Consider the following 25135-nt stretch of genomic DNA (forward strand, 5'->3'; position numbering starts at 1 on the left):
AAAGGGAATACACCATGACGACCAACAATACACAAATTCAGGCTGTAGTTTTTGACTGGGCTGGCACAACTGTAGATTTTGGTTCACGCGCACCGATTTTGGCTTTTATGGCTTTATTTAAAGACAATAAAATTGAAATTACGGTTGAAGAAGCGCGTGCCCCAATGGGCTTAGAAAAACGTGACCATATTGCAGCTGTTTTAAAAATGCCGCGTGTAGCGGCTGCATGGCAGGAAGTATATGGGCAGGCGGCAACTGAAGCAGATATTGACCGTTTATATAAAGACTTTATTCCGTATCAGTTAAATTCTATTCCGAAATGTTCTGCTTTAATTCCGGGTGCATTAGCTACTTTTGAAAATATTAAAAAGCGTGGTGCAAAAATTGGGAGTAACACGGGTTATGCATCTATGATGATTGGGCGATTGGTTAAAGATGCTGCCGATCAGGGTTACCGACCGGACTGTATCGTTACTGCCAGCGACGTGAAATATGGCCGTCCATATCCTGAAATGTTATGGAAGAACTTAATTCAACTCGACGTATCTGATATCAAAACCGTTGTAAAAGTAGATGATACTGTGGTGGGAATTGACGAAGGTTTAAACGCAGGTTGCTGGACAGTCGGGCTTGCGATTAGTGGTAATGAAGTCGGTTTAAGCTATGAAGAGTGGAGCGCATTATCGGCTGATGAACAGATTGTGCTAAAAGATAAGGCATACCAAAAAATGAGTGCGTCGGGCGCTCACTATGTGATTGATAGTGTCGCTGACTTACCAAATGTACTCGATGATATTGAACGCCGTTTGGGGCAGGGTGAACGACCTTAAACAAATGTTTAGGTCTATATTTTTTTTAAGCTTAGCTCCCTTGGGAGCTAAGCTTACCTAAAAAATTAAAATGAAGAGTAATAAACTCTACATATGGGGAAATAAAGAGTAACTTTGAAGAGTAAATTCCTTATTTCCTGCTAACCATCTAAAACACATGTTTAGATCGTTAGACCATCAATCCTATAGTCATAAGACCTATAGGATTTTTTGTGATGGATCTTTTACGACTTTTGAGGGTCGTATAATTTTTCTTTAATGAATAGGGCTGGTATCACACCACAAATCAGGTAGGCAGCGCCCATCACGACAAAACCTAAACCAATTGAGCCGCCAGAGGCTAAGAAACCAATCGTTGCAGGGGCTAATGCAGCGCCTAAACGTCCAACATTATAGGCTCCACCAATGGCTGTACCGCGAATTGCTGTCGCAAAACTTTCGGTCATATAGGTGGCATTTACGCCATAAGGGATGCCGTAGAGGAAACCAAAGGTCACCAGTAAATATAGAATGTTGCTTGGCGAGTTATAAAACACAATTAAAGGTAGGAAAATAGCAGTGCCGATTGCACCAAAGGCATAAGTAAAACGACGTCCTAATTTATCGGCCATCATACCCGCAAGAACTTTACCTAAAATCATGGCGGTATATGTACCTACCATATAGGCGGTCATTTCCTTAAATTTCATACCGAGTTCACTTTCAAGGTATGACGGCATCCAGTTATTTACACCATAATAGCCAAACTGTAAAAAACCTGCCGTTAAAGCCCACAAGATAAACATATTGCGGTTTCGTTTATCTTGGAAAATAAGCTTAAATGCTGAAGTTTTTTGAGCATTCTGAGCCACGACTGGTTGTTGTAGTCGTGACTGTTGCCATGCTTCTGGTTCGGGTACAAGCACATGCATGAGAACAGCAATAATGACCGGAATAATCGCAACATAAAACAGCATGCGCCAGCCATAATCAGGAATAATCCAACCTGCAAGCAAAGTCGCAACAATATAACCAACCGTCCAACCTGCTTGTAAAGTGCCTAGTACTGTGGTGCGATAACGGGTTGGGACATATTCGGCCATGAGGGTATTACAGGCGATATAAAGTGAACCTAAACCCAGTGATGCAAAAAATCTTAAAATACCAAACTGAAGAAAGCTTTGGGTGAAACCTAAGCCACAGGTGAGGAGCGAGAAAGTTAAAATAGAAATAACAACAATGCGAACACGACCAAATTTATCGCACGCCCATCCCCCAAAAATTCCACCAACAGCCATGCCTGCCAGTGTGAAACTGCCAAGCATACCTGCTTGTACTGAACTTAATCCAAAATCTGCCTTAATACTATTTAAGCTATAAGACAGCATCATCAAATCTGCACCATCTACCAACAGTGCTAGAAAAGCAAAAGTAAAAGCTATTTTCCACGTATGAGGCTGTATACGAGAAAGACCTTCTTTGTAATTTGTAGCCATAATCCATTACCTACATTTGATAAAAAGCACTTCAAGTCGTTTTGAAGCGCTTAAAATTTGATTAAGACGCAGCGCGAATCATGTTTCGGGCAATAATCACTTGTTGAATTTGAGTGGTCCCTTCATAGAGACGGAACAAACGAACATCTCGATAAAAACGTTCAATGGCGTATTCACTGATGTAACCCGCACCGCCGTGAATTTGTACGCAGCGATCAGCAACACGGCCACACATTTCGGTTGCAAACATTTTTGCGCATGAGGCTTCAGTACTAACGTTTTGTCCTGCATCGCGTAGGCGTGCAGCGTCTAAGACCATACATTTAGCTGCATAAATTTCAGCTTTTGAGTCAGCAAGCATGGCTTGAATGAGTTGAAATTCGGCAATCGGTTGTCCAAATTGCTTGCGTTCGATGGCGTAATTTAAAGAATCGTCTAGCATTCGTGTTGCTGCACCGACGCTCAAAGCCGCAATATGCAAGCGGCCTTTATCGAGTACTTTCATGGCTGTTTTAAAACCAACACCTTCAACACCACCAATGAGTGCGGAAGCAGGGATGCGACAATTTTCGAAAATAACGTCACAGGTATGTGCGCCTTTTTGCCCCATTTTTTTATCGCGTTTGCCAAGAGAAATGCCCGGAGTTTGGCTATCAACAATAAAGGCAGAAATGCCGCCAGCACCTTTAATGTCAAAGTTTGTGCGTGCCATGACTGTAAATACACCAGCATGAGGTGCATTGGTAATAAAACGTTTGGTGCCGTTTAACACATAAAAATCGCCATCTTTTACTGCACTGGTTTTTAAAGATGCCGCATCAGAACCTGCATCCGGTTCGGTTAAGCAAAAAGAGCTGATCACTTCACCACGTGCTAAACGCGGTAAGAAAAAGGATTTTTGTGCTTCGGTACCATCAATAATCAGGCCACTTGAGCCAATGCCATTATTGGTCCCAATGAGAGAACGAAAAGCAGGAGAGGTACGACCCAATTCAAAAGCCACATAGACTTCTTCTTCCATCGTCAGGCCAAGACCTTCGTATTCTTCAGGAATGGTTAAACCAAATAAACCGAGAGCTTTCATTTGCTCAACGATATCTGGAGGAATTTCATCCGTTTCAGCGACTTCATTCTCATGAGGAATTAATACACCTTCAACAAATTGTCGAATCATATCAACAAGTTGATTTAAGGTTTCCTGATCTCGAATCATAGTCTCGTCCTTTTACTACATGCAGAAAACATCAATGTGATGTTCGTAAAATCACCAATATTTGAAGCGATAGTAATCAAAGGATGAATGCAAAACAATATATTTTGAAAATTAATTTCGCAATGCGATACTTTGTTTTTGATTTATGTTTGGCTAATTTATTGATTTATTTAAGCTATATTTTCTTATAAAAAATCATTATTTTTAGTGGAAAATTAAAGTTTGATTTTTAAAAAGAGCTGTGTATATTAAAAATATATATCGCTATGCGAAATTTTAAATGGATAAGTTTTCCTATAGGAAATGAGTCACAAAATATAGTGGGATGAAGATGGGTGCTTTAAATGGAATTCGGGTGCTTGACTTAAGTCGGGTATTGGCTGGACCTTGGTGTGGACAGATTCTTGCCGATTTAGGCGCAGAAGTAATCAAGATTGAAAGACCGAAAGTCGGTGACGATACCCGTTCTTGGGGGCCACCTTGGATGAAAGATGATTCTGGCCAAGACACTCAAGAAGCTGCTTATTATCAGTCCACTAACCGTAATAAACTATCTGTTGCCATCGACATTGCCAGTCCTGATGGCCAAGAATTGATTAAAGCCCTCATTCAAGACACCGATGTCGTGATTGAAAACTACAAAGCGGGTTCTTTGAAAAAGTACGGTTTGGACTATGAGTCTTTATCTGAGATTAACCCTAAACTGGTGTATTGCTCGATTACTGGTTTTGGTCAAAATGGTCCAAGAGCAGAAGAGCCCGGTTATGACTTTATTATTCAGGGCATGGGCGGACTCATGTCGGTCACTGGCGAGCGTGATGATTTGCCCGGCGGTGGACCACAAAAAGTAGGTGTTGCATTTTCTGACTTAGCCACGGGACTTTATTCTACGATTGCCATACAGGCTGCTTTACTCAACCGCCATGTGACAGGTTTAGGCCAATACATTGATATGGCTTTGCTTGATGTTCAAATTGCTACAATGGCAAATCAGGGAATGAACTATCTTTCATCGGGTAATATCCCTAAGCGTTATGGCAATGCACACGCCAATATTGTGCCTTATCAAGTGTTCAAAGCTTCTGACCGTGATTTTATTATTGCATGTGGAAATGACACTCAGTTTATTCAACTCTGTCGTAGTATTGGGTTACCTGATTTACCAAATGATGTACGTTTTGCCCGAAATGCAGACCGAATCAAGCATCGTGATGAAATTATCGGAATTTTACAAACTCACTTTTTAACAAAAACAGCAGATGAATGGGTCGATGCAATTTATGCCGCTAAAGTTCCCGTCGGTGTGATTAATAACTTAGAACAAGCTTTTCAAGAACCGCAAGTCATTGCCCGAGAAATGCTAGTCGAGATGAATCATCCTCAACGTGAAAAATTGAAGGTAATTGGCTCACCAATCAAACTTTCTAGAACACCCATTGAATACAAAACAGCACCGCCACTGCTGGGAGAACATACGCAGGCCGTTTTGGGAAGAGTGGTTTCTTCAGAAAAACTGGCTGAGCTCAAAGAAAAAGGTGTAATTGGGTAGGTGGCTTAAAAGCGGAAGGTTAAAATTATATTTAAAATCAGAAAATAAAATATTTAATCTTTCGCTTTAATGAGTTAAATGAAGTTATCTTTTAGATGCAGACTCGGATGTTTGCTCTTTTGCTATTTATAGAAAAAATAGATTATAATTTTCGCAGTGCGAAACAAAATATGGATTGGTATGACAATGAACGATGCAGTTGATGCAGAACAGACAGAAAAATTATTAGCGCCTTTAAGGCATGAATTATTACATCCGATTGAAGATATGCAGGATGAAAATGATCGCCAATTTATTACTGCATTAGCACGTGGTTTAGAGCTATTACGTTGTTTTACACCGAAGCATCAGCATTTGGGCAACCAAGAGCTTGCGCAGATGACAGGTTTACCAAAACCAACCATTACTCGCCTCACACATACCTTGTCGCGTTTGGGTTATATCAAACAAGTACCTAACTCAAGTAAATTCCAGCTTTCAGTTGGTGTTCTTGCGTTTGGTTATTCCATGCTGTCTAACGTGTCGATTCGCTCTATTGCTCATCCATATATGAAAAATTTGGCAGACTATGCTGGCGCTGCTGTAGCCATGGCAACACGTGATCGACTCAATATGATTTACCTTGATGTGGTGCAAGGCAAAGGCAATATGACCATGCGCCGTCAAGTTGGAACCTATTTACCGATTCATTTAAGTTCGATGGGACGTGCATGTTTAGCCGCAATGCCTGAAGATGAAAGAGAATTTTTACTTGATGCCATTCGTAGTAAGCACAAAGAAGATTGGATCAAAATTAACCGTGATTTAGACAAAGCTTTTAAAGACTACCAAGATTTTGGATATTGTTTTTCAATCGGGGAATGGCATAAAGATGTCAATTCGGTTGCGGTTCCTCTCATTCATGAACAACATGGTTTGTTGGTATTTAACTGTGGTGGTCCAAGCTTTATTATGAACCGTGAAAAACTCGAAGAAGATATTGCACCGCGTCTTTTACACATGGTGAATAATATTCGTACTGAGATTAGTTAAACGTATTTAATTTATTTATAAGAGCCAGCTTTGTTTTTTCAAGGCTGGCTTTTCAATGGGCGAGTTTTAGGTTGTTTGGCTGTGAAAGTTCGGTTTTCTTTTTTCTTTGAAAGCATTTAATGCTTCTTTAAACTCGGAACCTTGTAAACAACGCGAGAAAATAGTCGACTCATGATCAATACGATTGAGTAGATCATCAATTGGCATATCTCTTAGTAACTTTTTACTGAGCTGTAAGGCTTGGCTTGGTTTGTGAGCGAGTTTAATGGCCACATCTTCAACCGCTTGATCCAGCTTATCTGCTTCAAATATTTCATTTACCAGCCCATAATTTTTTGCTTGGTCTGCCGAAAACTTTTCACCGAGTAAAATAATTTCCGAAGCTCGAGCAAAACCCAATAATCTTGGCAAGATGTAACTTGAACCCGCTTCAGGTACAAGCCCCAAATTCACAAAGGGGAATTGGAAAATAGAGTTTTTGCTTGCATATACAAGGTCGCAATGTAGAAGCATGGTGCTGCCAATACCAATTGCTACACCATTTACTTTAGCAATAATCGGTTTTGGAAACGTTGCTAAGCTTTTTAAGAAAACAATCGAAGCGGGTGGTTCTGAAGTGGTGGTATCGCGTTTTTCAAATGCATTGACATCATTACCACTCGTAAATGCGGAGTCTTCACCAGTAAGCACAACCACATGAACGTCTTGATTAGTTGCAGCTTGATCTAATGCCTGACTTAGGGCCGCATACATTTCATAATTAATCGCATTCTTTTTAGTTGGATTACTCATGGTGAGCGTTAGTATATTTCTATCAAAATACTTATGAATTGTGCCTGTTTTAAGCTCGTTTTGAATTTTGTTGTTCTGCTCCATAATTCATTCCTTTAAATAACTTTCCGTTTAAAATTTCAACTGATTGAAATGATGCTATCGAAAAATAATTCCGTTATCAATTATTTTGTTTTATATTGTGGTATAAAATTTTGTATTGTGAAATTTTTAACTTAAATTGCTTTAAATGCTGATAGGATTTATGAGTAAATAAGCATCTAGCTCTGCTAAGGAAATGAGAAGCTAGCTATAGAACAGTGAGTGGAAAGAATATGAAGACCAAAATTACAGAATTATTTGAAATCGAGCACCCAATTATTCAAGGCGGTATGCATTATGTTGGTTTTGCAGAGCTAGCTGCTGCGGTTTCTAACGCGGGCGGGTTAGGCATTATTACTGGCTTAACTCAGCGAACTCCTGAAAATCTGGCAAAAGAAATTGCACGTTGCCGAGAAATGACCGACAAGCCTTTTGGGGTAAATTTAACCTTTTTGCCTACTGTGAATACTCCTGATTATCCGGGTTTTGTAGAAGCAATCATTAAAGGCGGAGTCAAGGTTGTGGAAACAGCGGGGCGTAATCCTGAACAGGTGATGCCATATTTAAAGGCTGCTGGTATTAAAGTAATTCACAAATGTACTTCGGTTCGACATAGCTTAAAAGCTCAGCAAATTGGATGTGATGCGGTTTCTGTAGATGGTTTCGAGTGTGGTGGTCACCCTGGTGAGGATGACGTGCCAAATATGATTTTATTACCTTTAGCAGCCGATGCATTAGACATCCCGTTTGTTGCTTCAGGTGGAATGGCAGACGGACGCTCACTCGCTGCTGCTTTAGCAATGGGAGCAGATGGAATTAATATGGGAACGCGCTTTATTGCGACTCAGGAAGCTCCTGTACATGCAAATGTGAAACAGGCGATTTTGAATGCAACCGAACGAGATACACGTTTAATTATGCGTGCTTTGCGAAACACAGAACGTGTCATGAATAATGCTGCTGTAGAAAAAATCGTGGCAAAAGAAAAAGCACTCGGCGATAACATTAAATTTGAAGATATTATCGAAGAAGTTGCGGGCGTCTATCCCAAAGTCATGATTGATGGTGATGTCAATGCGGGCGCATGGTCGTGTGGGTTGGTGGCAAGCTTGATTCACGATATTCCACCATGCGATGAACTGGTTAGCCGGATTGTCAAAGATGCAGAAGATATTATTCGTGGTCGGTTATTAGGGCTTTTATAACGAACCATTAGCCTACTTTATATAAAATCAGCACAAGCTTTAATTGTGCTGATTTTTTGCATCACGCACACAATAATAAAGACATAGCACGGCAAAAATTAAACCTAAAATACAGACACCTGTCCATCCGAAGTGTTTCCAAGCATAACTTCCTGCCGTTGTGCCTAAAGCGCCGCCAGCAAAGTAACCCGTCATATAAATCGCGTTAAAACGTGAGCGTAGTTCTTGATTAAGTTTAAATACAATACTTTGGTTGGTGACATGTACCGCAGAAAGAGAAGCGTAGAGAATGAGTAAGGCAATAATATAAAAGGCGAAATGGTAGGGTAAAAGTGAAAACAGAACCCAACTTAAAATAAGGCCAACGCCGCAATAAATTGAGATTTTATGAATATAGCCTTGGTCAATAAATTTGCCTGAAAAATTGGCAACGAAAGTTCCTAACACGCCAACAAAACCGAAAAGGCCAATGGTAAAGTCACTAAAAAAATAGGGCGCTGGAGCCAGAAGCAAAGACATGGTGGTAAAGGTTAAACTTACACAAGCAAATGTAAAACCACCAATATAAGTTCTGGTTCTTAACCGTCGATTTTGAATAAAAATCTGTGGAAGAGAGCGAATAGTTTTTACATAATTTTCAGATTTAGTCGGTGGAAATAACCCAATATTACGATGCAAAATAATGGCAATGATGAGTAACAGAAAACCACTGACCAGATAAATAATATTCCATGCAAAAAGTGTAGACATCAGCCCAGAAAGGGAGCGGGCGAGTAAAACCCCCATCATCAGTCCACTCAGTAGAAAGCCAACGACACGGCCGCTTTGTTGAATTGGAACCAGACTTGCAGCAAGCGGTAACAACAGTTGGGCTGCACTAGAAAATAGGCCAGTAATGACAGTACCAAGCAGTAAAAGATAAATATTGTGCGAAAACCCGCTAATAATTAATCCGCTTGAAGCCAATAACATAAAGATAAATAGCAGCTTGCGCTTTTCTAATATGTCACCCAACGGCATTAAAAAGAGTAAGCCACATGCGTAGGTGATTTGGGCTAGAGTTGGCACCCACGCTGTAGTTGTTTCAGTTAAATCTAGGCTTACACTAATTGAATGAATAAGTGGCTGACTAAAATAATTTCCACCTGTACAAATGCCTGCGGCAATTGCCATTAAAATAATGGTTGGGGTATAGAGTGCGTTTTTCATCATGCCTTAGTCATAATGAAAGTGGAACTTTAATCAACACAACCATGATTGTTTTAAGCACGACTGTTAGTGCGTTTCATTCAAAGCATCTTGAATATTGTGCACCATATGGATTAAACGTGGTCCAATTTCACCTTCAAGTTTTTCCGGATTTAAATGAAAACTTGGCGCACCACAGTTAAAAACATAAAGACCGTGTTTCGAACTGACCAAAGGTACAGCCACCGAGTTCACTTCTTTATGCCACTCACCTAAAGACAAACAATATCCATAATCTTGGTAATCACGGAAAGCTCGTTCTAATGAGCGTTTTATGGCTGGCCAGTTTTCGGGATTTTTTTGTTTCAACGCATCAAGTAGAAAATTGCGCTCACGTTCAGGGGTCGCAGCCAAGCATGCTCGGCCCATAGAACTACTATGAATTGGCAAAGTCGAACCAATTGGACGGCGCATATTTAAGGCTGTTTCAATTTGCACAACATCGATATACACCATATTTAAGCGGTCACGTGTTGCCATTGCTACAGGCGCTTGAACATACTGACTCATCTCTTCCATATATTGATGAGCAATATTACGAATCGAGATGTTAGATAAAGCTGCGTATCCTAAAGATAAGACACCAATATCTAATGTGTACTTGGTCGAGTTAGGCAATTGTTTTAAATAACCTAATGACACAAGAGTATTGGTAATACGTGCAATGGTCGGTTTAGGTAAACCTGTCATTTTTGCTAATTCTTGGTTACCAAGCACCTGATTATTTGCAGAAAAGCATCTTAAAAGTTCTAAACCGCGTGCTAAAGAAGCAATAAATTGCGGGTTGTTTTCCCGATGTATATGCGAAATAGGATCTAAACGTATCTCATCAAAATTTATTGGTTTTTCAGTTTCCATGTTTTGAGACATTCGATCCTCAAATATAATTAAAGCAATAGTTTTGCCATTATATTTCGCTCTGCAAAATAAATCCATTCATCACTGCGCTGTTGTGATGAATGGATATCTGGTTGAATGGTTATGAAACGTTTTCAATCACCATTGCAAGACCTTGACCTACACCAATACATAGGCTCACCACGGCATATTTCTTTTTACGGCGAATTAACTCGCGGGCTACTGTTAACGCAAGACGAGCGCCAGATGCGCCAAGTGGATGACCAACAGCAATTGCACCACCGTTGGGGTTCACACGCGGGTCATTAAAATCAACATTTAAACCTTTTAAACAAGATAAAACTTGTGAAGCAAAGGCTTCATTAATTTCAATAATATCCATGTCATCTAAAGTAAGACCAGCACGAGTAACTGCTTTTTTAATAGCTTCAATCGGGCCTGCACCCATAATGCGCGGTTCAATACCCGCAGCTGCCGCTGACAAGATTTTTGCCATTGGTTTTAGGCCATATTTTTGACCTGCAGCTTCTGAACCAATTAACAGGACTGCTGCACCGTCATTAATACCTGAGGCATTACCAGCAGTGACCACACCACCTTCAAAGAGTGGTTTTAACTTTGTGAGTGCTTCAACAGTTGAACTTGGGCGAGGATGTTCATCTTCTGAAACGAGTTTAGGTGGCAATTTTTTGCCTTGGAAAACCTCAATTGGAGTAATTTCATCGGCAAAGAAACCTTCTTCTTTGGCTTTTTGATATTTGGCTTGTGATTGAGCTGCAAATAAATCAGCTTGCTCACGGCTAATACCAAAGTCGGCTGCAACGTTATCGCCTGTTTCAGGCATTGAATGACCGCCGTACTGAGCAATAATTTTTTTATTTGGAAAGCGAGAGCCAATGGTGGTGTCATAAATTTTTGCATCACGGCTATAAGCACTTTCAGCTTTACCCATCACAAAGGGTGCACGTGACATACTTTCTACACCACCTGCAATATACAGTTCTCCTTCACCACAAGTAATGGCACGTGCTGAGTCAATCACAGCGCCTAAACCACTAGCACATAGGCGGTTTACCGTTTGGCCCGGCACAGTGACAGGTAAACCGGAAAGCAATAGTGCATTTCGTGCCACATTACGACTATCTTCACCCGCTTGGTTGGTATCGCCTAAAATCACATCTTCAATATCAGCACCCGGAACACCAGTTTTTTCTAGTAGTTTTTGAATGACAGTTGCGGCTAAATCATCAGGGCGAATTGAGGCAAGTTCACCCGCATGACGGCCAAATGGACTACGTAAACCATCATAGATATATGCATTTAACATTGAGAAATTCCTTTTCAAGACTCGTGAGTAAAAGTAAGAGGTAAATGAAGTGCGACACGACGCTGTAACCACGGGCTAGGGCGGTAACGTGGGTCATGCGTAAGTGCTGTTATACGGTTTAGAATGAGTAAGATTTTTTCGCTACCGACTTGATCTCCCCATTCAATTGGGCCAAATGGATAGCCTAAGCCAAGACGTACCGCGGCATTAATATCATCTACCGTGGCAACATTTTGCTGCGCAATATCACAGCCTAAATTAATGACCATCGCTAAAACACGCTGCGCAACAAAGCCAATACTTTCAGCAATCATGCTCACCAGATTTCCATCTAGATTGAAAATTGAGTGAGCTGCCTGACGGTATTCAGGTTTGGTAACAAGTGAAGGCATTAAGGTACGATGCTTTGCAATGCCATAAAGCATGTCTATAGCAACAGCTTGTTCGGGGTTACCTCCTAGACGGGTCGCCGCTTGGGTTGTGTCTTCACCATAACAAGCGAGTAAACATAAACTATCTGTTTGTGGTTCAGAATTGGTGTCTAAGGTAATATTTTGCTGAGTTAAATAATCTTCGAGCTGTTTTTTATCGTCTAAAAAATCTGCCGCAATCCAAACTTTTGGATATTGTGCTAAACGCTCTACAAACTTCGCAGGTTGTTCACCTGTTTTTGAACCAGTTTCATAGTTATAAAAACCTTGATTAACTTTACGTCCAAGTTGTTTGGCATCTAGCATTTGTTTGGTGAGCGGGTTTGGTTTGTAGCGGGCTTCTTCATAGTATTGGTGATAAATCGACTCCATGACTGGATGAGAAACATCAAGACCTGTTAAATCGAGTAATTCAAAAGGACCCATTCTAAAACCAACGCCGTCACGTAAAATTCGATCAATTTCACTGATATCACAGACGTTCTCATTTAAAATTTTAAGCGCTTCTGTTCCATAAGCTCTGCCCGCGTGATTAATAATAAATCCAGGGGTGTCCTTCGCTACAACAGGGCGGTGACCAAATGCACGAGACAGATCGTTTAAAGCATCAATAATAAGTGGATCTGTTTTTAAACCACGAATGACTTCGACCACTTTCATGAGTGGAACTGGGTTAAAAAAATGATAACCCACAACACGCTCAGGCTTTTTACAGTTTGCCGCAATGGCTGTAATAGAAAGAGAAGAGGTGTTTGAGGCTAAAATTGCATTTTCTGAAACGACGTCTTCAAGCTGCTGCATCAAGCTCTGTTTGATATCTAGACGTTCAACAATTGCTTCTACAATCAGATCGCAATTTTTTAAATCTTCAATTTGATGAGCAACAATTAAATGGTTATTTGCCGCTGCTGCTTGCTCAGGTGTAATTTTATTTTTGTCGACTAACTTTTGAAATGTGACAGCCAGTTTTTCTTTGGCCTGTTCTGCTGCACCTGCTTTGGCATCATATAAATAAGTGGTATGACCTGACTGCGCAGCAATTTGAGCAATGCCACTGCCCATAATACCGACACCAATCACAGCCATGCTTTTAATATCATAAGTCATGTCGATCATCCTGATGATTAATCTATATTTGAAATTAAACGGAAAAATAGGGTTGGGTGATTTAGCTTAAGCATTGTTTATCACCATCAATGGGTAAGATTTGCCCTGAAATTGAGCGACCACTGTCTGACGCTAAAAATAGGCATAAATCTGCAATATGCTTTGGATTGACAAAATATTTGAGCGACTGATTTTTCAGTGCATTTTGAGTCACTTCTTCAAGTGAGGTATTTGCTACATCGGCGCGGGCCTGTAATACGCGTTGAACCCGATCACCATCGACTGCACCCGGAAGGATAGCGTTAACTCGAATATTGTCTGCACCAAGTTCCATAGAAAGCGTTTTGGTAAAACCGATCAGTCCCCATTTTGAGGTGGAGTAAGCTAATCGATATGGATAGCCTAAGCGTCCGGCAATAGATGAAATATTAATAATCACGCCTGCTTCTGCTTTCTTTAAATAGGGAATTGTTAATTGGGTAATTAAAAAAGTGCTATTCAGGTTTAAATTTATAACTGTATTCCAATCTTCAAAACTTAGCTCATCTGCGGCAACAGTCGGGCCTGAAATGCCTGTGTTATTAACTAAAATATCAATACCGCCAAGTTTCTGAACTGCATGACTAAACATGAGTTTAATTTGCTCATGATCAGCTAAATCACAGGTATATATGTGCAGCTTTGGATAGTCTTTTTGAAATTGTTCTAGGCTTTTAGCATTAATATCACAAACAAAAACTTCATCATGATTGTTTAAAAATGCTTCGGCAATGCATCGTCCAATCCCTGAACCACCTGCACTAATTAATACTTTTCTGGTCATGCTCATTCCTTTGTTATTATCTTTTTAAATTATTTACCTTGATAAGACGGTTTACGTTTTTCAATAAAAGCTTGAACACCTTCATTTTTATCTTCGGTAGAAAACAGTAATTGGAATGCTTTTCGTTCTAGGGTTAAGCCTGCATTTAATGGAACATCTTCGCTCATTAAGGCAACTTCTTTAATTTGTTGCAGGGCAATAGGAGGCATTTTTGCGAGGCTTTGCGCCATTTGAATCGCAGTTGGAATAGTTTGGTCATCTTCTGTGACTTGTGAAACAAGACCGATGATATAAGCTTCTTCGGCTTTCACCATGGCACCCGTCATAATCATGCGCATGGCATGAAATTTACCCACAGCGCGGAACAAACGTTGTGTACCACCTGCACCCGGCATTAACCCGACTTTAATTTCCGGTTGGCCAAAGGTTGCGCCTTTACCTGCAATAATAATGTCAGCGTGCATTGCAAGTTCGCAGCCACCACCTAATGCATAACCATTTACAGCAGCAATCACCGGTTTAGGGCACTGAGCAATCGCGTTCCAGTAACGTTCCGTATGACGCAATAACATTTCTGTGGAAGTTGCGGTTGCCATTTCTTTTAGATCTGCGCCTGCGGCAAAGACTTCTTCACCACCTGTGAGCACAACCGCATTGATCTCATCGTTAAAACTTAATTCGGTAAAAGCTTGTGCTAGTTGTTTGCGAACCTCTGTATTCAGTGCATTTTTTGCTTCAGGTCGGTTTATTTTTACAATCGCTATTTTTTGAATAGAAAAGTCGACTTCTACGAAATTATTCCCTGTTAATACACTCATTTTTGAATTCCTTGTTTCGCATATCAAAACTATATTCCTTTTATGATGCTTATTTTGGAATTTATTTCAAGCCTTATTTAGTCTGTTCTAACGATTATGATCTATAAAACAAGATAAGTTATTGATATTGTGTAATGGTATAATTTTAAATTTCGTTAAACGAAATTAATTTTCAAAAAAGCTTGAAATTTGTATTTTTGTTCTCGTACTATGAAACACATCCGCAGTAAACAAGATTTAAAACATGATATCCAGACAAGCTGGAGATGGCTGATGGGTACGATGGAAATACATAAAAAGGGAGATCACAGATGATCCGTGATGAAGGGATGTTGGAGCAGTTACTTTCAACAATTCGAGATTTTGTAAAAAATGAATTGATCCCTCGTGAAAACGAAGTGGTAGAGAAAGACAAAATTCCGGATGACATTGTGCAGCAAATGCGTGAGCTTGGTTTGTTCGGCCTCACAATTCCCGAAGAATATGGTGGCTTAGGTATCACCATGGAAGAAGAAGTCAGAGTTGCATTTGAACTTGGACAAACTTCACCAGCTTTTCGTTCTTTAATTGGGACTAATAACGGTATTGGTTCAAGTGCAATTTTGATTGATGGCACAGAAGAGCAAAAGCAAAAATATTTACCTCGTTACGCAAGTGGCGAAATTATTGGTTCATTTTGTTTAACCGAGCCTGAATCTGGCTCTGACGCTGCCTCTTTAAAAACCAGCGCAGTTAAAGACGGTGATTTTTATGTGTTAAACGGCACCAAACGTTTTATTACCAATGCACCTCATGCTGCAACTTTTACCGTAATGGCTCGAACCAATCCTGAAATTAAAGGGTCTGGTGGTATTTCAGCTTTTTTAGTTGAGGCAAATACGCCTGGCATTACGTTGGGCAAAATTGACCAAAAAATGGGGCAAAAGGGTTCGCACACTTGTGATGTGATTTTTGAAAATTGCCGTGTGCCTGCTTCTGCATTGATTGGTGGCGTAGAAGGTGTTGGTTTTAAAACGGCGATGAAAGTGCTTGATAAAGGGCGTTTGCACATTGGTGCCTATAGCGTGGGTGTTGCCGAACGCATGTTAAACGACGCATTGCACTATGCGATTGAGCGTAAACAGTTTGGTCAACCTATTGCAAACTTCCAGTTGATTCAAGCCATGCTTGCCGACTCAAAAGCCGAGATTTATGCAGCTAAATGTATGGTTTTAGATGCAGCTCGCCGTCGTGACAATGGCGAAAACATTAGCACAGAAGCATCATGCGCCAAAATGTTTGCGACTGAAATGTGCGGACGCGTTGCTGACCGCTGTGTACAGATTCACGGTGGTGCAGGCTATATCAGTGAATATGCCATTGAGCGTTTTTATCGCGATGTGCGTTTGTTCCGCTTATATGAAGGAACCACGCAAGTTCAACAAATTATTATTGCTAAAAACATGATTAGGGAAGCTACAGCCTAATAAAAAATCAAATGCCATGAGGCATTGGATGCCTCATGTTCCTTCTGAGGATATGGACATGACAACAGAAACAGTTACCCAAAATACGGCTAGCAGTGAAGCTATCCAAACACCAAAAAAGATTTGGATTACCGCATTTATATTCGCTTTTTTAACATTGTTGTGTGATGGGGCAGACTTAGGTTTTTTGGCATTGAGCCTGACCAGTCTTAAAACAGAATTTCATTTAACGGGTGTACAAGCTGGAACGCTAGGTAGCTTAACGCTTTTCGGTTCCGCTGTGGGTGGTCTGATTGGCGGCTGGGCGTGTGACCGTTTTGGGCGAGTTCGCATTATTGTATTCTTTATTGCTTATTCTTCAGTTTTAACCAGTGCACTGGGTTTTACTGATTCTTATATGCAATTTGCAGTTTTAAGAACATTTGGAGCGATGGGCTTAGGCGCACTTTATATTGCCTGTAATATTTTAATGTCTGAAATGGTGCCAACCAAACATCGCTCGACCGTTTTGGCTACTCTCATGACTGGTTATACACTGGGTTCTTTACTCGCGACCTTATTAGCTGGACATATTATTCCTGAACATGGCTGGCGTTTCCTTTACTGGATTGCAATTGCGCCTGTGGTGTTGTCAGTTTTAATGCACTTTTGCGTACCTGAACCTGAGTCTTGGAAAAAAGCGCGTCAATTAAAAGCGTTAGAAGTTGCTCAAAGTAACCAGCCTAAAAAACGTCAAAATCCATATTTTGAGATTTTAAGAGATAAAAAACATGGCACCATGTTTGTGCTTTGGATTATTAGTACTGGTGCATTGCAGTTTGGTTATTACGGCGTAAGTAACTGGTTACCGGCTTATTTAGAGTCTGATCTAGGCATCAAGTTTAAAGAAATGGCGATGTATATGGTCGGTACCTTCCTGATTATGATGTTTGCCAAAGTAATCGCAGGGATCGTTGCCGATAAATTAGGACGCCGCGCTGTATTCGCTTTTGGAACCATTGGCACAGCCTTATTTATTCCGGTCATTGTCTATTTAAATACACCAACCAATATTTTATGGATGATGCTGTTCTTCGGTTTCCTTTACGGTATTCCGTACGCAATTAATGCCACCTATATGACAGAAAGCTTTCCGACTTCTATTCGAGGCTCGGCAGTGGGTGGTGCTTATAACATTGGCAAAGTGCTTTCAATTTTCTCTCCATTAACAATTGGTTTTCTATCGCAAAACGGTTCTATTGGCTTAGGACTCTTGGTGATGGCTGCGGCTTATTTTATCTGCGGTGTAATCCCATTGTTATTTATTAAAGACCGACTATTTAACCCGCAAAAGGCAGAGTGACAGATCAATCTGTCACCTTAAATTAAGGATGAAAAGGGACAAGTGAGATGATAAATAAAATCACCAGTGACATTGAACCGATTTTAAAAGCTATTCCTGATGGGGCAACCATCATGACAGGCGGGTTTGGTGTGACGGGGCAACCTGCTGAATTAATTGAAGCCTTAATCGATTTAGGAAAAAAAGAACTCACCGTTGTAAATAACAATGCGGCCTCTGGTGACCGTGGCCTAACCAAGCTCATTATTGCTGGCTGTGTTAAAAAAATGATTTGTTCATTTCCAAAATCTGCTGGATCAACCGTTTTTCAAGACTTATATAGAGCTGGAAAAATTGAGTTAGAACTGGTTCCACAAGGTAATTTGGCTTGTCGTATTCAGGCTGCTGGTGCAGGTTTGGGCGCTATTTTTACGCCGACTGGTTATGGCACTAAAGTTGCCGAGGGTAAAGAAACCCGAACCATCAACGGTAAAAACTATGTACTTGAATATCCACTTGAAGCTGATTTTGCACTGATTTATGCCGATAAAGCTGACCGCTGGGGCAATTTAACTTATCGCAAAGCAGCCCGCAATTTTGGGCCAATTATGGCAAAAGCCGCCAAGACCACGATTGTTCAAGTGAATGACACCGTAGAGCTAGGAACGCTTGACCCAGAGTGCATTATTACACCGGGAATTTTTGTTCAGCACGTTGTAAAAGTAGGAGATATCTAATGTCAGTTCAAAAACGTTCTCGTGAAGATATTGCCAAGCTCATTGCCAACGACATTCCTGAAGGTTCCTATGTCAATTTAGGTATTGGCTTACCAACCAACGTTGCTAAATTTTTGCCTAAAGACAAAGAAATCTTTCTACATTCGGAAAATGGGGTTTTAGCTTTTGGTCCACCACCACAACCTGGTGAAGAAGACCAAGATTTGGTTAATGCCGGAAAAGAACTTGTCACTTTGTTAGATGGTGGATGCTTTATGCATCATGGCGACTCGTTTGACATTATGCGTGGTGGCCATCTGGACATTTGTGTGATTGGTGCATTCCAAGTTGCGGTAAATGGAGACTTGGCAAACTGGCATACCGGTAAAGCGGATGATGTACCAGCAGTCGGCGGTGCTATGGACTTGGCGGTCGGCGCAAAAACGATTTATGTCTATATGGAGCATGTCACTAAAAAAGGTGAGCCCAAAATTGTAAAAGAACTGAGCTATCCAATAACGGGTGAGCAGTGTGTAAACCGTATTTATACCGATTTATGCATTATTGAACTCAAGGACCAAAAAGCTTATGTCAAGGAAATGGTAGACGGCTTAACTTTTGATGAATTACAGGCAGTCACGGACTGTGAACTAATTGATGCACGTGTAGCCTAAATACACACGGAAAAACGCTTCTTTAAGGATTAAAAGATGAAAAAATTAATTTTAGCTGCAGCTTGTGCTGCGGCTTCAGGGACTATTTTTGCAAATTCTTCAGATACGACAGAACAAAGAATTAATTTGCTAGAAACCGAGCTGCAAAAATTAAAAGCAGAACTTGCTGCTCAGAAACAAACTCAAAATAATTTACAGGTCAAACAGGTGAAAATTGAAGAGAACATTGAAAAAACTAAAGCGACTGTAACAGAGAAGCCTGTTGCTCCTTCGTGGGTCACTTGGACGGATAACGTTTAGGTTTACGGTATTGCCCGTATTGATGCGGCGGTCGATTTTAAATCTTCACCAGATTCGGGTGGTAGAACGACCAGCAGTTTGTACCGAACACCTTTTGAAAGTGAAAAACGTTCAAACCATGCACGTTCCGATGCCATGATTAATGCAAGCCGATTAGGTGTTTATTTTAATAGCCCAAATAAAGCAGTTACAGGGAATATTGAAGCCGATTTCTTTGATAGCTCTAACATGGGAACGGGGGATGGTAAATTCCGCATCCGCCATGCATTTTTTACCTATAAAGACTGGACCTTTGGTCAAACATGGTCACTCATGTCTAATATGGAAACCCGTACAGAAGCTGTTGATTACACCCAATTTGTGGGAACCTCTTATACGCGTACTCCTCAAATTCGCTATGACTGGAAAATTGATGCCAATAATGATTTAAAAGTAGCTTTGGAATATACAGGTTCGAGAGTCTCGGCATTTCCAACTTTAACGGGTCGCTATACCTTTAAACAGGGGCCTCTAACGGCACTTGCTCAAGGCTTTATTAATGAAAAGTCTACAGATGTCGCAACTGCCACGGTGAAGAAAGTAAGCTGGGGTGCTGGAGGCGGTTTAAAATATCAACTCACGCCACAACAATCAGTACAAGCAAATTATCAATATATTGTCGGTGATCAAAAATTTATGCCGTATACCACCCAAAGCGGGTTGGCAAATTCAACAAATTTAAATGCCGCGGGTGATTTCTCTTTAAACGAAGACAAAACAGATTTGGTTATGAATAAGTTGAATAGCATCAATATTGGTTATTCATATAAATTCAATGAGCAATGGCGTGCAAACTTATCGGCTTCAATGTTTGATTATGATGACGACACTGCTTATGCCAAACTCAACCCAGATGCCAACAAACGTCTAACGGACTACGCAGCTAACGTCTTTTATTCACCGATTGAGCAAATGGATATTGGTATGGAATATCATCAAGGCAAACGAGAAGTATTTGATGGCAGAACCGCTGATGTATCACGCGTAAACTTTGTATCGATGTATAAATTCTAAAATGGGACGTAATTAAAAATGGAAAAAATAGTTGAGCCCAATGCAGAAAATATACTGTCAAAAAGCTTTATTTTTATCATGGCAATGACATGTGGAATTTGTGCGGGTTCAAACTATTATAACCAGCCTTTAATCTATTCGATTGCTGAAGCATTAAAAGTTAATGCTGATCAAGTTGCTTTAACTATTGTGATTAGCCAACTGTCATATGCAGTTGGCCTTTTTATATTAGTTCCTTTAGGCGACTTCTTTGAAAAGCGAAGTTATATTTGCTTGCTCATGTGTTGTACAGGCCTTGCCCAAGTAGGGTTATCTTTAAGTCAAACCTTGCCAGCTTTATATGGCTTTACCTTTTTAGCCACATTCTTTTCAATTGCGACACAAGTTTTAGTTCCTTTCGCCGCAGGTTTAGCTAGTCCTAAAAAAAGCCCTCAAGTTGTAGGCACTCTCATGAGTGGTTTGTTTTTGGGAATATTGTTGGCGCGTTCTATTGCAGGCTTACTTTCTACAGTTTGGTCTTGGCATGCGGTTTATTTAATTAGTGGAATTGTCATTTTGGTGTTTGCTTGGGTGATGTGGGTGAAGTTGCCAGTTGCACGTAAGTCTCATCAACTCAATATTCTACAGATTTATGGTTCATTATTTTCATTAGCAGCTCATCAGCCTCATTTACTGCGCCGTGGTTTGGCAGGGGGAATTGGCTTTGGAATTTTGGCTCTGATTTTTACTACTATGACTTTTATTTTGGCGAATGAGCCTTATCACTTTAACGATTTCCAGATTGGTTTATTTGGGATTGTTGGACTGGCAGGTGTGTTTGCGACCCCTTGGGCAGGTAAGAAAATTGCAGCAGGACTTGAAAATAAAATTGCAGTAATTTGCATGGGCCTATTAATAAGTGCATGGATACCACTATTTTTTGCTCAGCAGTCTCTGGTTGCCTACGCTGTTGGTGTGATTATGGCGTACTTCGGTTTGTCAGCATTTCATGTGCTTAACCAAAATTTGGTCTATCGAATTTCGGCCGAGGCACGTTCCCGTATTAATTCAATTTATATGACCTTATATTTTGGCGGAGCCGCCTTAGGTTCTTTTATTGCGGTGTATGCATGGAAACATTGGGGATGGGAAGCATGTGCAGCCTTAGGTTTAGCGATGGCAATAACAAGTTTCTTGATTGATCGTTTAGATTTTTATGAAATGGGCAAGATTGCCAAGCAAGAAAAGCTCCATAAATAGGAGCTTTAAAATTTTATTATTTGCGAATAATCATTAAGGTTGCTGAAGCAAAAGCATACACTTTGCCGTTCTCATCTACGATTTTACCTTCGGTACTAATAATATTCCGGCCCGCATTAATCAACTCGGCTGTCGCATAGTAAGACGTATCAACCTGCATGGGGCGGATCATTTTTACATTTAAATCAATGGTTCCATAACCAACGCCATGTTCAAGTAATGTATGAGCTGCGCTGCCTGTTGCTGTATCTAAAGCTGTGGCGCAAAAGCCGCCGTGTACACCGCCTTGTATATTTCTATGTTCTTTGCGAGGAGTAACTTTATAAGTTGCTTTACCTTCGGAAACTTCAACGAGTTCCATTGGTATGGTGTGAGCCATAGGTGATGGAGAAACTTCACCATTTTTTAAAGCGGTTAAAAATTCAAGACCTGTGTATTTCGGGCTTTCCATAAATCGTCCTTGCATGATTAAGCAGTCTAATCACCATACTATAAATTGATTTTTTACGGAATAAAATTTTGCAATACAAAATAAAAAATTATTCTAGTTAAACGAGACTAAATACTTTTTATCTTATATTTATTTTAAAAACATATAGTTATATTTTTTATCTATGGCTAAGCTAGGATGATTTTATTAAATTAGTGAAAATGTATTTTGCTATAAGAAATTTTTTGATATTTTGGTGAGATTGAAACAATAAAAGTCCATTTTAAGGAAAAAACGATATCTGCCCCTATAACAAAGGCAGTAACGTGGAAGGGAAAAACTATGCCTTTATACAAAGCTCCATTACGCGATATGCAATTTGTGCTGCATGAAATGCTTCAAACAGAACAGAACTACCAAGGTTTAAGCAAATATCAGGAAAGTGTAAATCGAGAATTAATTGATCAATATTTAGAAGCAGCAGCAGATTTTTGTGAAAATGAGTTGGCACCGATTAACCAAAATGGTGATCAGGAAGGCTGTCATTTAAATCAAGGCGTAGTCACAACACCAAAAGGTTTTAAAGAAGCCTACCAAAAATATGCCGAGCTTGGGTTTACTTCATTAACCGCCGATCCGGAATATGGTGGGCAGGGCTTGCCGACATTGCTGCGGATTGCGATTTCTGAAATGTTATGTGGTTCTAATTGGGCTTGGGCGATGTATCCCGGCTTATCTCATGGCGCGATGAGAACAATTGAGCACCATGGTGCCGAGCAACAAAAACAGAAGTTTTTGACTAAACTCATTAGTGGTGTCTGGACTGGAACCATGTGTTTAACCGAGTCACATGCGGGTTCGGACCTTGGATTAATTAGAACAAAAGCAGAACCAAATCCGGACGGTAGCTACTCCATTACGGGTGAAAAGATTTTTATCTCGGCGGGTGAGCATGATCTTTCAGAAAATATTATTCATATTGTTTTAGCTCGTTTGCCTCAAGCACCCGCAGGGACCAAAGGCATTTCTTTATTTATTGTGCCTAAATTTAATGTGAGTGATGATGGTCAGGTGCTGGACCGTAATAAAGTCGTTTGTAGTGCGATTGAACATAAAATGGGGATTCATGGAAATGCCACCTGTGTACTGAATTTTGATGGTGCCAAAGGTTATTTGATTGGTCCGGAAAATCGCGGGCTCAATTGTATGTTTACCTTTATGAATACCGCACGTATTGGAACGGCAGTACAAGGGCTTGCTGCTTCTGAAATTTCATTTCAAGGCGCATTAAGTTATGCCAAAGAGCGCCTTGCCATGCGTTCGCTATCTGGTTCTCAATATCCTGAGAAAAATGCCGACCCAATTATTGTGCATCCCGCTGTACGTTCGATGTTAATGACGCAAAAAGCGTTTTCTGAAGGCGGCCGTGCACTGGCTTACTTTTTAGCTCAGCATGTCGATATTGTCGAAAGTTCAAACGATCAGGAACAGCAAAAACACTCTGATGAATTACTGGCTTTTTTAACGCCAATTGCCAAAGCTTTTTTAACAGAATCAGGTAATGAGTCTGCCAAGCATGGCGTTCAAGTATTTGGTGGCCACGGCTTCATTGTTGAGCATGGTATGGAGCAAATTGTACGTGATGCGCGTATCTCAACATTGTATGAGGGAACGACCGAAATCCAGTCTTTAGATCTACTTGCACGTAAAGTCCTCAAGTCAGAAGGCAAACTTCTAAAAAATATGACCGACTTAATTGATCAATTTATTGGTCAACAGCAATCCAATGAAGTCTTGAAACCTTATTTAGAAAAATTAGCTGAGCTTAAGCAGCAATGGCTGTCACTGACCAAAACGATTGCAGAGAAAGCCAAGCACAACCCTGAAGAAATAGGGGCTGCTTCAGTAGATTATCTTTATTTTTCCAGTTACGTCGTGTTCGCTTACTTATGGGCTCGAATGGCACAAGTTGCCCATGAAAAATTAGAATTGGGTACACAAGAGGAAGCTTTTTATAAAGCAAAATTAACTACTGCTAAGTTTTTCTATCAAAAGCTTTTGCATCGTACACAGAGTCATGCTGCTTCTATCGAGTCTGGTGCTGACGCTGTGATGGAGCTCGATCAAGATGCTTTTGCTTTTTAGTGAATAGTCATTTTTAGAATCACTAGGTAAAAATTTATGTACGGAATTTTACCTAGTGATTAAATTTGTAATTTTAGACTCATCAGTTTTTGGTAGGAAAAACCAGTTGAGCCAAAGAAATAGAGGGTTAACATAAGCATTAAAACGTGAATTTTCATCAAATATTGATGTTGGATAAGGACTACGGAAAGAAAATCATGAATGCTTATTATCAATTACTGAATAGAACAATTGGTCCTCAAGGTGAAGTCATTGCTCATTATTGCTCAACTGTCCATGCACAAGGGGCTTGGAACCCTCATGAACAGCATATGGCACCTGCAAGTGGTGTAATCGCAGCAGAGTTAGAACAGTTTTCACCGCGACAAGATATGCGAATTGGTCGAATTAGTTTTGATATTTTTGGATTGATTGCATTTGGTGAGTTTACGATTAAAACACATGTGATTCGTGCCGGTAAAACCATTGAATTGATTGAAGCCGAAATGCAAGCACAAGGTAAAACCTGTATTGTGGCTAGAGCATGGCGCATGTGTACTCAAGACAGTTCCGATATTGCTGGGCTTGAAGATCAGCCAGTTCATCATCCAGATACCTTTACAGAATGGACAGGTATGAAAAGATGGCCGGGTGGTTTTATCCAGACACTCGTCACTAAAACTGATGATCAGCATCGCGCAGGCAAAGGGATTGTTTGGCTGAATAATGATAAAGAAATCGTGGAAGGGCAGCCGACCACAGATTTTGCGCATTTAATTGGCATGGTAGATGCGGCAAACGGCATTGTCCCAAGACAAGAAGGCGAATTTACTTGGGGCTTTCCAAATCTTGATTTGCAAATCCACATGCACCGTTATCCGCAAGGGAAATGGCTAGGTCTGGAAACCGTTCAGCAATATGGTTCGGATGGTATTGGTTTAACCAGTGCAGTTTTACATGACGTACATGGTCCATTTGGACGAAGCGAGCAGATTTTGACTTTACGTAAAATGGCTAAATAAA

General features: G+C 40.4%; 21 protein-coding genes and 1 pseudogene. 12 read left to right on the forward strand and 10 right to left on the reverse strand.

Features of this window, described 5'->3' with window-relative positions; all coding sequences use genetic code 11:
* The first annotated feature begins 14 nt into the window (after positions 1-14).
* Positions 15-830, forward strand: coding sequence for a phosphonoacetaldehyde hydrolase (gene phnX, locus ACTJJG_RS11170; RefSeq protein WP_069119006.1), 816 nt, complete (start codon positions 15-17; stop codon positions 828-830).
* A 224-nt stretch (positions 831-1054) separates the two neighbouring features.
* Here phnX and ACTJJG_RS11175 read toward each other — a convergent pair whose 3' ends face one another.
* Positions 1055-2305 carry an MFS transporter gene (locus tag ACTJJG_RS11175; RefSeq protein WP_032056460.1) on the reverse strand — a complete coding sequence of 417 codons (1251 nt, stop codon included), beginning with the start codon at positions 2303-2305 and terminating at the stop codon, positions 1055-1057.
* A 61-nt stretch (positions 2306-2366) separates the two neighbouring features.
* On the reverse strand, positions 2367-3518 hold the full coding sequence (locus ACTJJG_RS11180) for an acyl-CoA dehydrogenase family protein (RefSeq protein WP_000617420.1): 1152 nt from the start codon (positions 3516-3518) through the stop codon (positions 2367-2369).
* 331 nt (positions 3519-3849) lie between these two features.
* On the opposite strand from ACTJJG_RS11180, the gene ACTJJG_RS11185 reads away from it, so the two are divergent.
* Together ACTJJG_RS11185 and ACTJJG_RS11190 are read left to right on the forward strand one after the other, a co-directional pair.
* Positions 3850-5067 (forward strand): CaiB/BaiF CoA transferase family protein, encoded by a 1218-nt coding sequence (locus ACTJJG_RS11185; RefSeq protein ID WP_069119008.1) that lies wholly within the window; start codon positions 3850-3852, stop codon positions 5065-5067.
* A 186-nt stretch (positions 5068-5253) separates the two neighbouring features.
* Positions 5254-6099, forward strand: a complete 846-nt coding sequence (locus tag ACTJJG_RS11190; protein WP_000996082.1) for an IclR family transcriptional regulator — start codon at positions 5254-5256, stop codon at positions 6097-6099.
* Positions 6100-6165: 66 nt separating this feature from the next.
* Here the strand turns inward: ACTJJG_RS11190 and ACTJJG_RS11195 are convergent, their stop codons facing one another.
* The gene (locus ACTJJG_RS11195) at positions 6166-6975 is read right to left on the reverse strand and encodes an enoyl-CoA hydratase (RefSeq protein ID WP_069119010.1); all 810 of its coding nucleotides are present in this window, start codon (positions 6973-6975) and stop codon (positions 6166-6168) included.
* A 230-nt stretch (positions 6976-7205) separates the two neighbouring features.
* On the opposite strand from ACTJJG_RS11195, the gene ACTJJG_RS11200 reads away from it, so the two are divergent.
* A complete protein-coding gene (locus tag ACTJJG_RS11200) occupies positions 7206-8177 on the forward strand; it encodes an NAD(P)H-dependent flavin oxidoreductase (RefSeq protein WP_069119012.1) in 972 nt (323 codons plus the stop codon).
* A 39-nt stretch (positions 8178-8216) separates the two neighbouring features.
* Here ACTJJG_RS11200 and ACTJJG_RS11205 read toward each other — a convergent pair whose 3' ends face one another.
* The 6 genes from ACTJJG_RS11205 to ACTJJG_RS11230 all read right to left on the reverse strand — a co-directional run bounded on the left by ACTJJG_RS11205 (position 8217) and on the right by ACTJJG_RS11230 (position 14789).
* Positions 8217-9389: an MFS transporter gene (locus tag ACTJJG_RS11205; RefSeq protein ID WP_032052957.1), complete on the reverse strand. Its 1173-nt coding sequence runs from the start codon at positions 9387-9389 to the stop codon at positions 8217-8219.
* Between the two features lie 63 nt (positions 9390-9452).
* Positions 9453-10295 (reverse strand): IclR family transcriptional regulator, encoded by an 843-nt coding sequence (locus ACTJJG_RS11210; protein WP_032052955.1) that lies wholly within the window; start codon positions 10293-10295, stop codon positions 9453-9455.
* Positions 10296-10404: 109 nt separating this feature from the next.
* Entirely contained in the window at positions 10405-11610 is a 1206-nt protein-coding gene (locus ACTJJG_RS11215) for a 3-oxoadipyl-CoA thiolase (protein WP_069119014.1), read from the reverse strand.
* A 14-nt stretch (positions 11611-11624) separates the two neighbouring features.
* Positions 11625-13148 (reverse strand): 3-hydroxyacyl-CoA dehydrogenase, encoded by a 1524-nt coding sequence (locus ACTJJG_RS11220; RefSeq protein ID WP_069119016.1) that lies wholly within the window; start codon positions 13146-13148, stop codon positions 11625-11627.
* Positions 13149-13209: 61 nt separating this feature from the next.
* Positions 13210-13971 carry an SDR family oxidoreductase gene (locus ACTJJG_RS11225; RefSeq protein WP_069119018.1) on the reverse strand — a complete coding sequence of 254 codons (762 nt, stop codon included), beginning with the start codon at positions 13969-13971 and terminating at the stop codon, positions 13210-13212.
* 29 nt (positions 13972-14000) lie between these two features.
* Positions 14001-14789 (reverse strand): enoyl-CoA hydratase, encoded by a 789-nt coding sequence (locus ACTJJG_RS11230; RefSeq protein WP_069119020.1) that lies wholly within the window; start codon positions 14787-14789, stop codon positions 14001-14003.
* Between the two features lie 311 nt (positions 14790-15100).
* Between ACTJJG_RS11230 and ACTJJG_RS11235 the strand changes: the two genes are divergently transcribed.
* From ACTJJG_RS11235 to ACTJJG_RS11260, 6 genes and pseudogenes are all read left to right on the forward strand, one after another.
* On the forward strand, positions 15101-16255 hold the full coding sequence (locus tag ACTJJG_RS11235) for an acyl-CoA dehydrogenase family protein (RefSeq protein WP_000617391.1): 1155 nt from the start codon (positions 15101-15103) through the stop codon (positions 16253-16255).
* 58 nt (positions 16256-16313) lie between these two features.
* A complete protein-coding gene (locus ACTJJG_RS11240) occupies positions 16314-17597 on the forward strand; it encodes an MFS transporter (protein ID WP_019767847.1) in 1284 nt (427 codons plus the stop codon).
* A gap of 47 nt (positions 17598-17644) precedes the next feature.
* Positions 17645-18313: a 3-oxoacid CoA-transferase subunit A gene (locus ACTJJG_RS11245; protein WP_000608704.1), complete on the forward strand. Its 669-nt coding sequence runs from the start codon at positions 17645-17647 to the stop codon at positions 18311-18313.
* A complete protein-coding gene (locus ACTJJG_RS11250; protein WP_000116039.1) occupies positions 18313-18966 on the forward strand; it encodes a 3-oxoacid CoA-transferase subunit B in 654 nt (217 codons plus the stop codon). Before ACTJJG_RS11245 ends, ACTJJG_RS11250 begins: the two co-directional genes overlap by 1 nt.
* A 36-nt stretch (positions 18967-19002) precedes the next feature.
* Positions 19003-20319 (forward strand): annotated as a pseudogene (gene dcaP / locus ACTJJG_RS11255) (outer membrane trimeric porin-like protein DcaP).
* Between the two features lie 18 nt (positions 20320-20337).
* Positions 20338-21558 (forward strand): MFS transporter, encoded by a 1221-nt coding sequence (locus ACTJJG_RS11260; RefSeq protein ID WP_069119022.1) that lies wholly within the window; start codon positions 20338-20340, stop codon positions 21556-21558.
* A gap of 16 nt (positions 21559-21574) precedes the next feature.
* Here the strand turns inward: ACTJJG_RS11260 and ACTJJG_RS11265 are convergent, their stop codons facing one another.
* The gene (locus ACTJJG_RS11265; RefSeq protein ID WP_079284144.1) at positions 21575-22024 is read right to left on the reverse strand and encodes a PaaI family thioesterase; all 450 of its coding nucleotides are present in this window, start codon (positions 22022-22024) and stop codon (positions 21575-21577) included.
* Positions 22025-22330: 306 nt separating this feature from the next.
* On the opposite strand from ACTJJG_RS11265, the gene ACTJJG_RS11270 reads away from it, so the two are divergent.
* Together ACTJJG_RS11270 and ACTJJG_RS11275 are read left to right on the forward strand one after the other, a co-directional pair.
* Positions 22331-24133: an acyl-CoA dehydrogenase C-terminal domain-containing protein gene (locus ACTJJG_RS11270; protein WP_032070495.1), complete on the forward strand. Its 1803-nt coding sequence runs from the start codon at positions 22331-22333 to the stop codon at positions 24131-24133.
* A gap of 197 nt (positions 24134-24330) precedes the next feature.
* Positions 24331-25134, forward strand: a complete 804-nt coding sequence (locus tag ACTJJG_RS11275; protein ID WP_032056434.1) for a thioesterase family protein — start codon at positions 24331-24333, stop codon at positions 25132-25134.
* The last annotated feature ends 1 nt before the right edge of the window (position 25135 follow it).

The organism is Acinetobacter sp. 22512 (assembly GCF_052044755.1).
In the GTDB taxonomy this organism is placed as follows: Bacteria; Pseudomonadota; Gammaproteobacteria; order Pseudomonadales; family Moraxellaceae; genus Acinetobacter; species Acinetobacter pittii.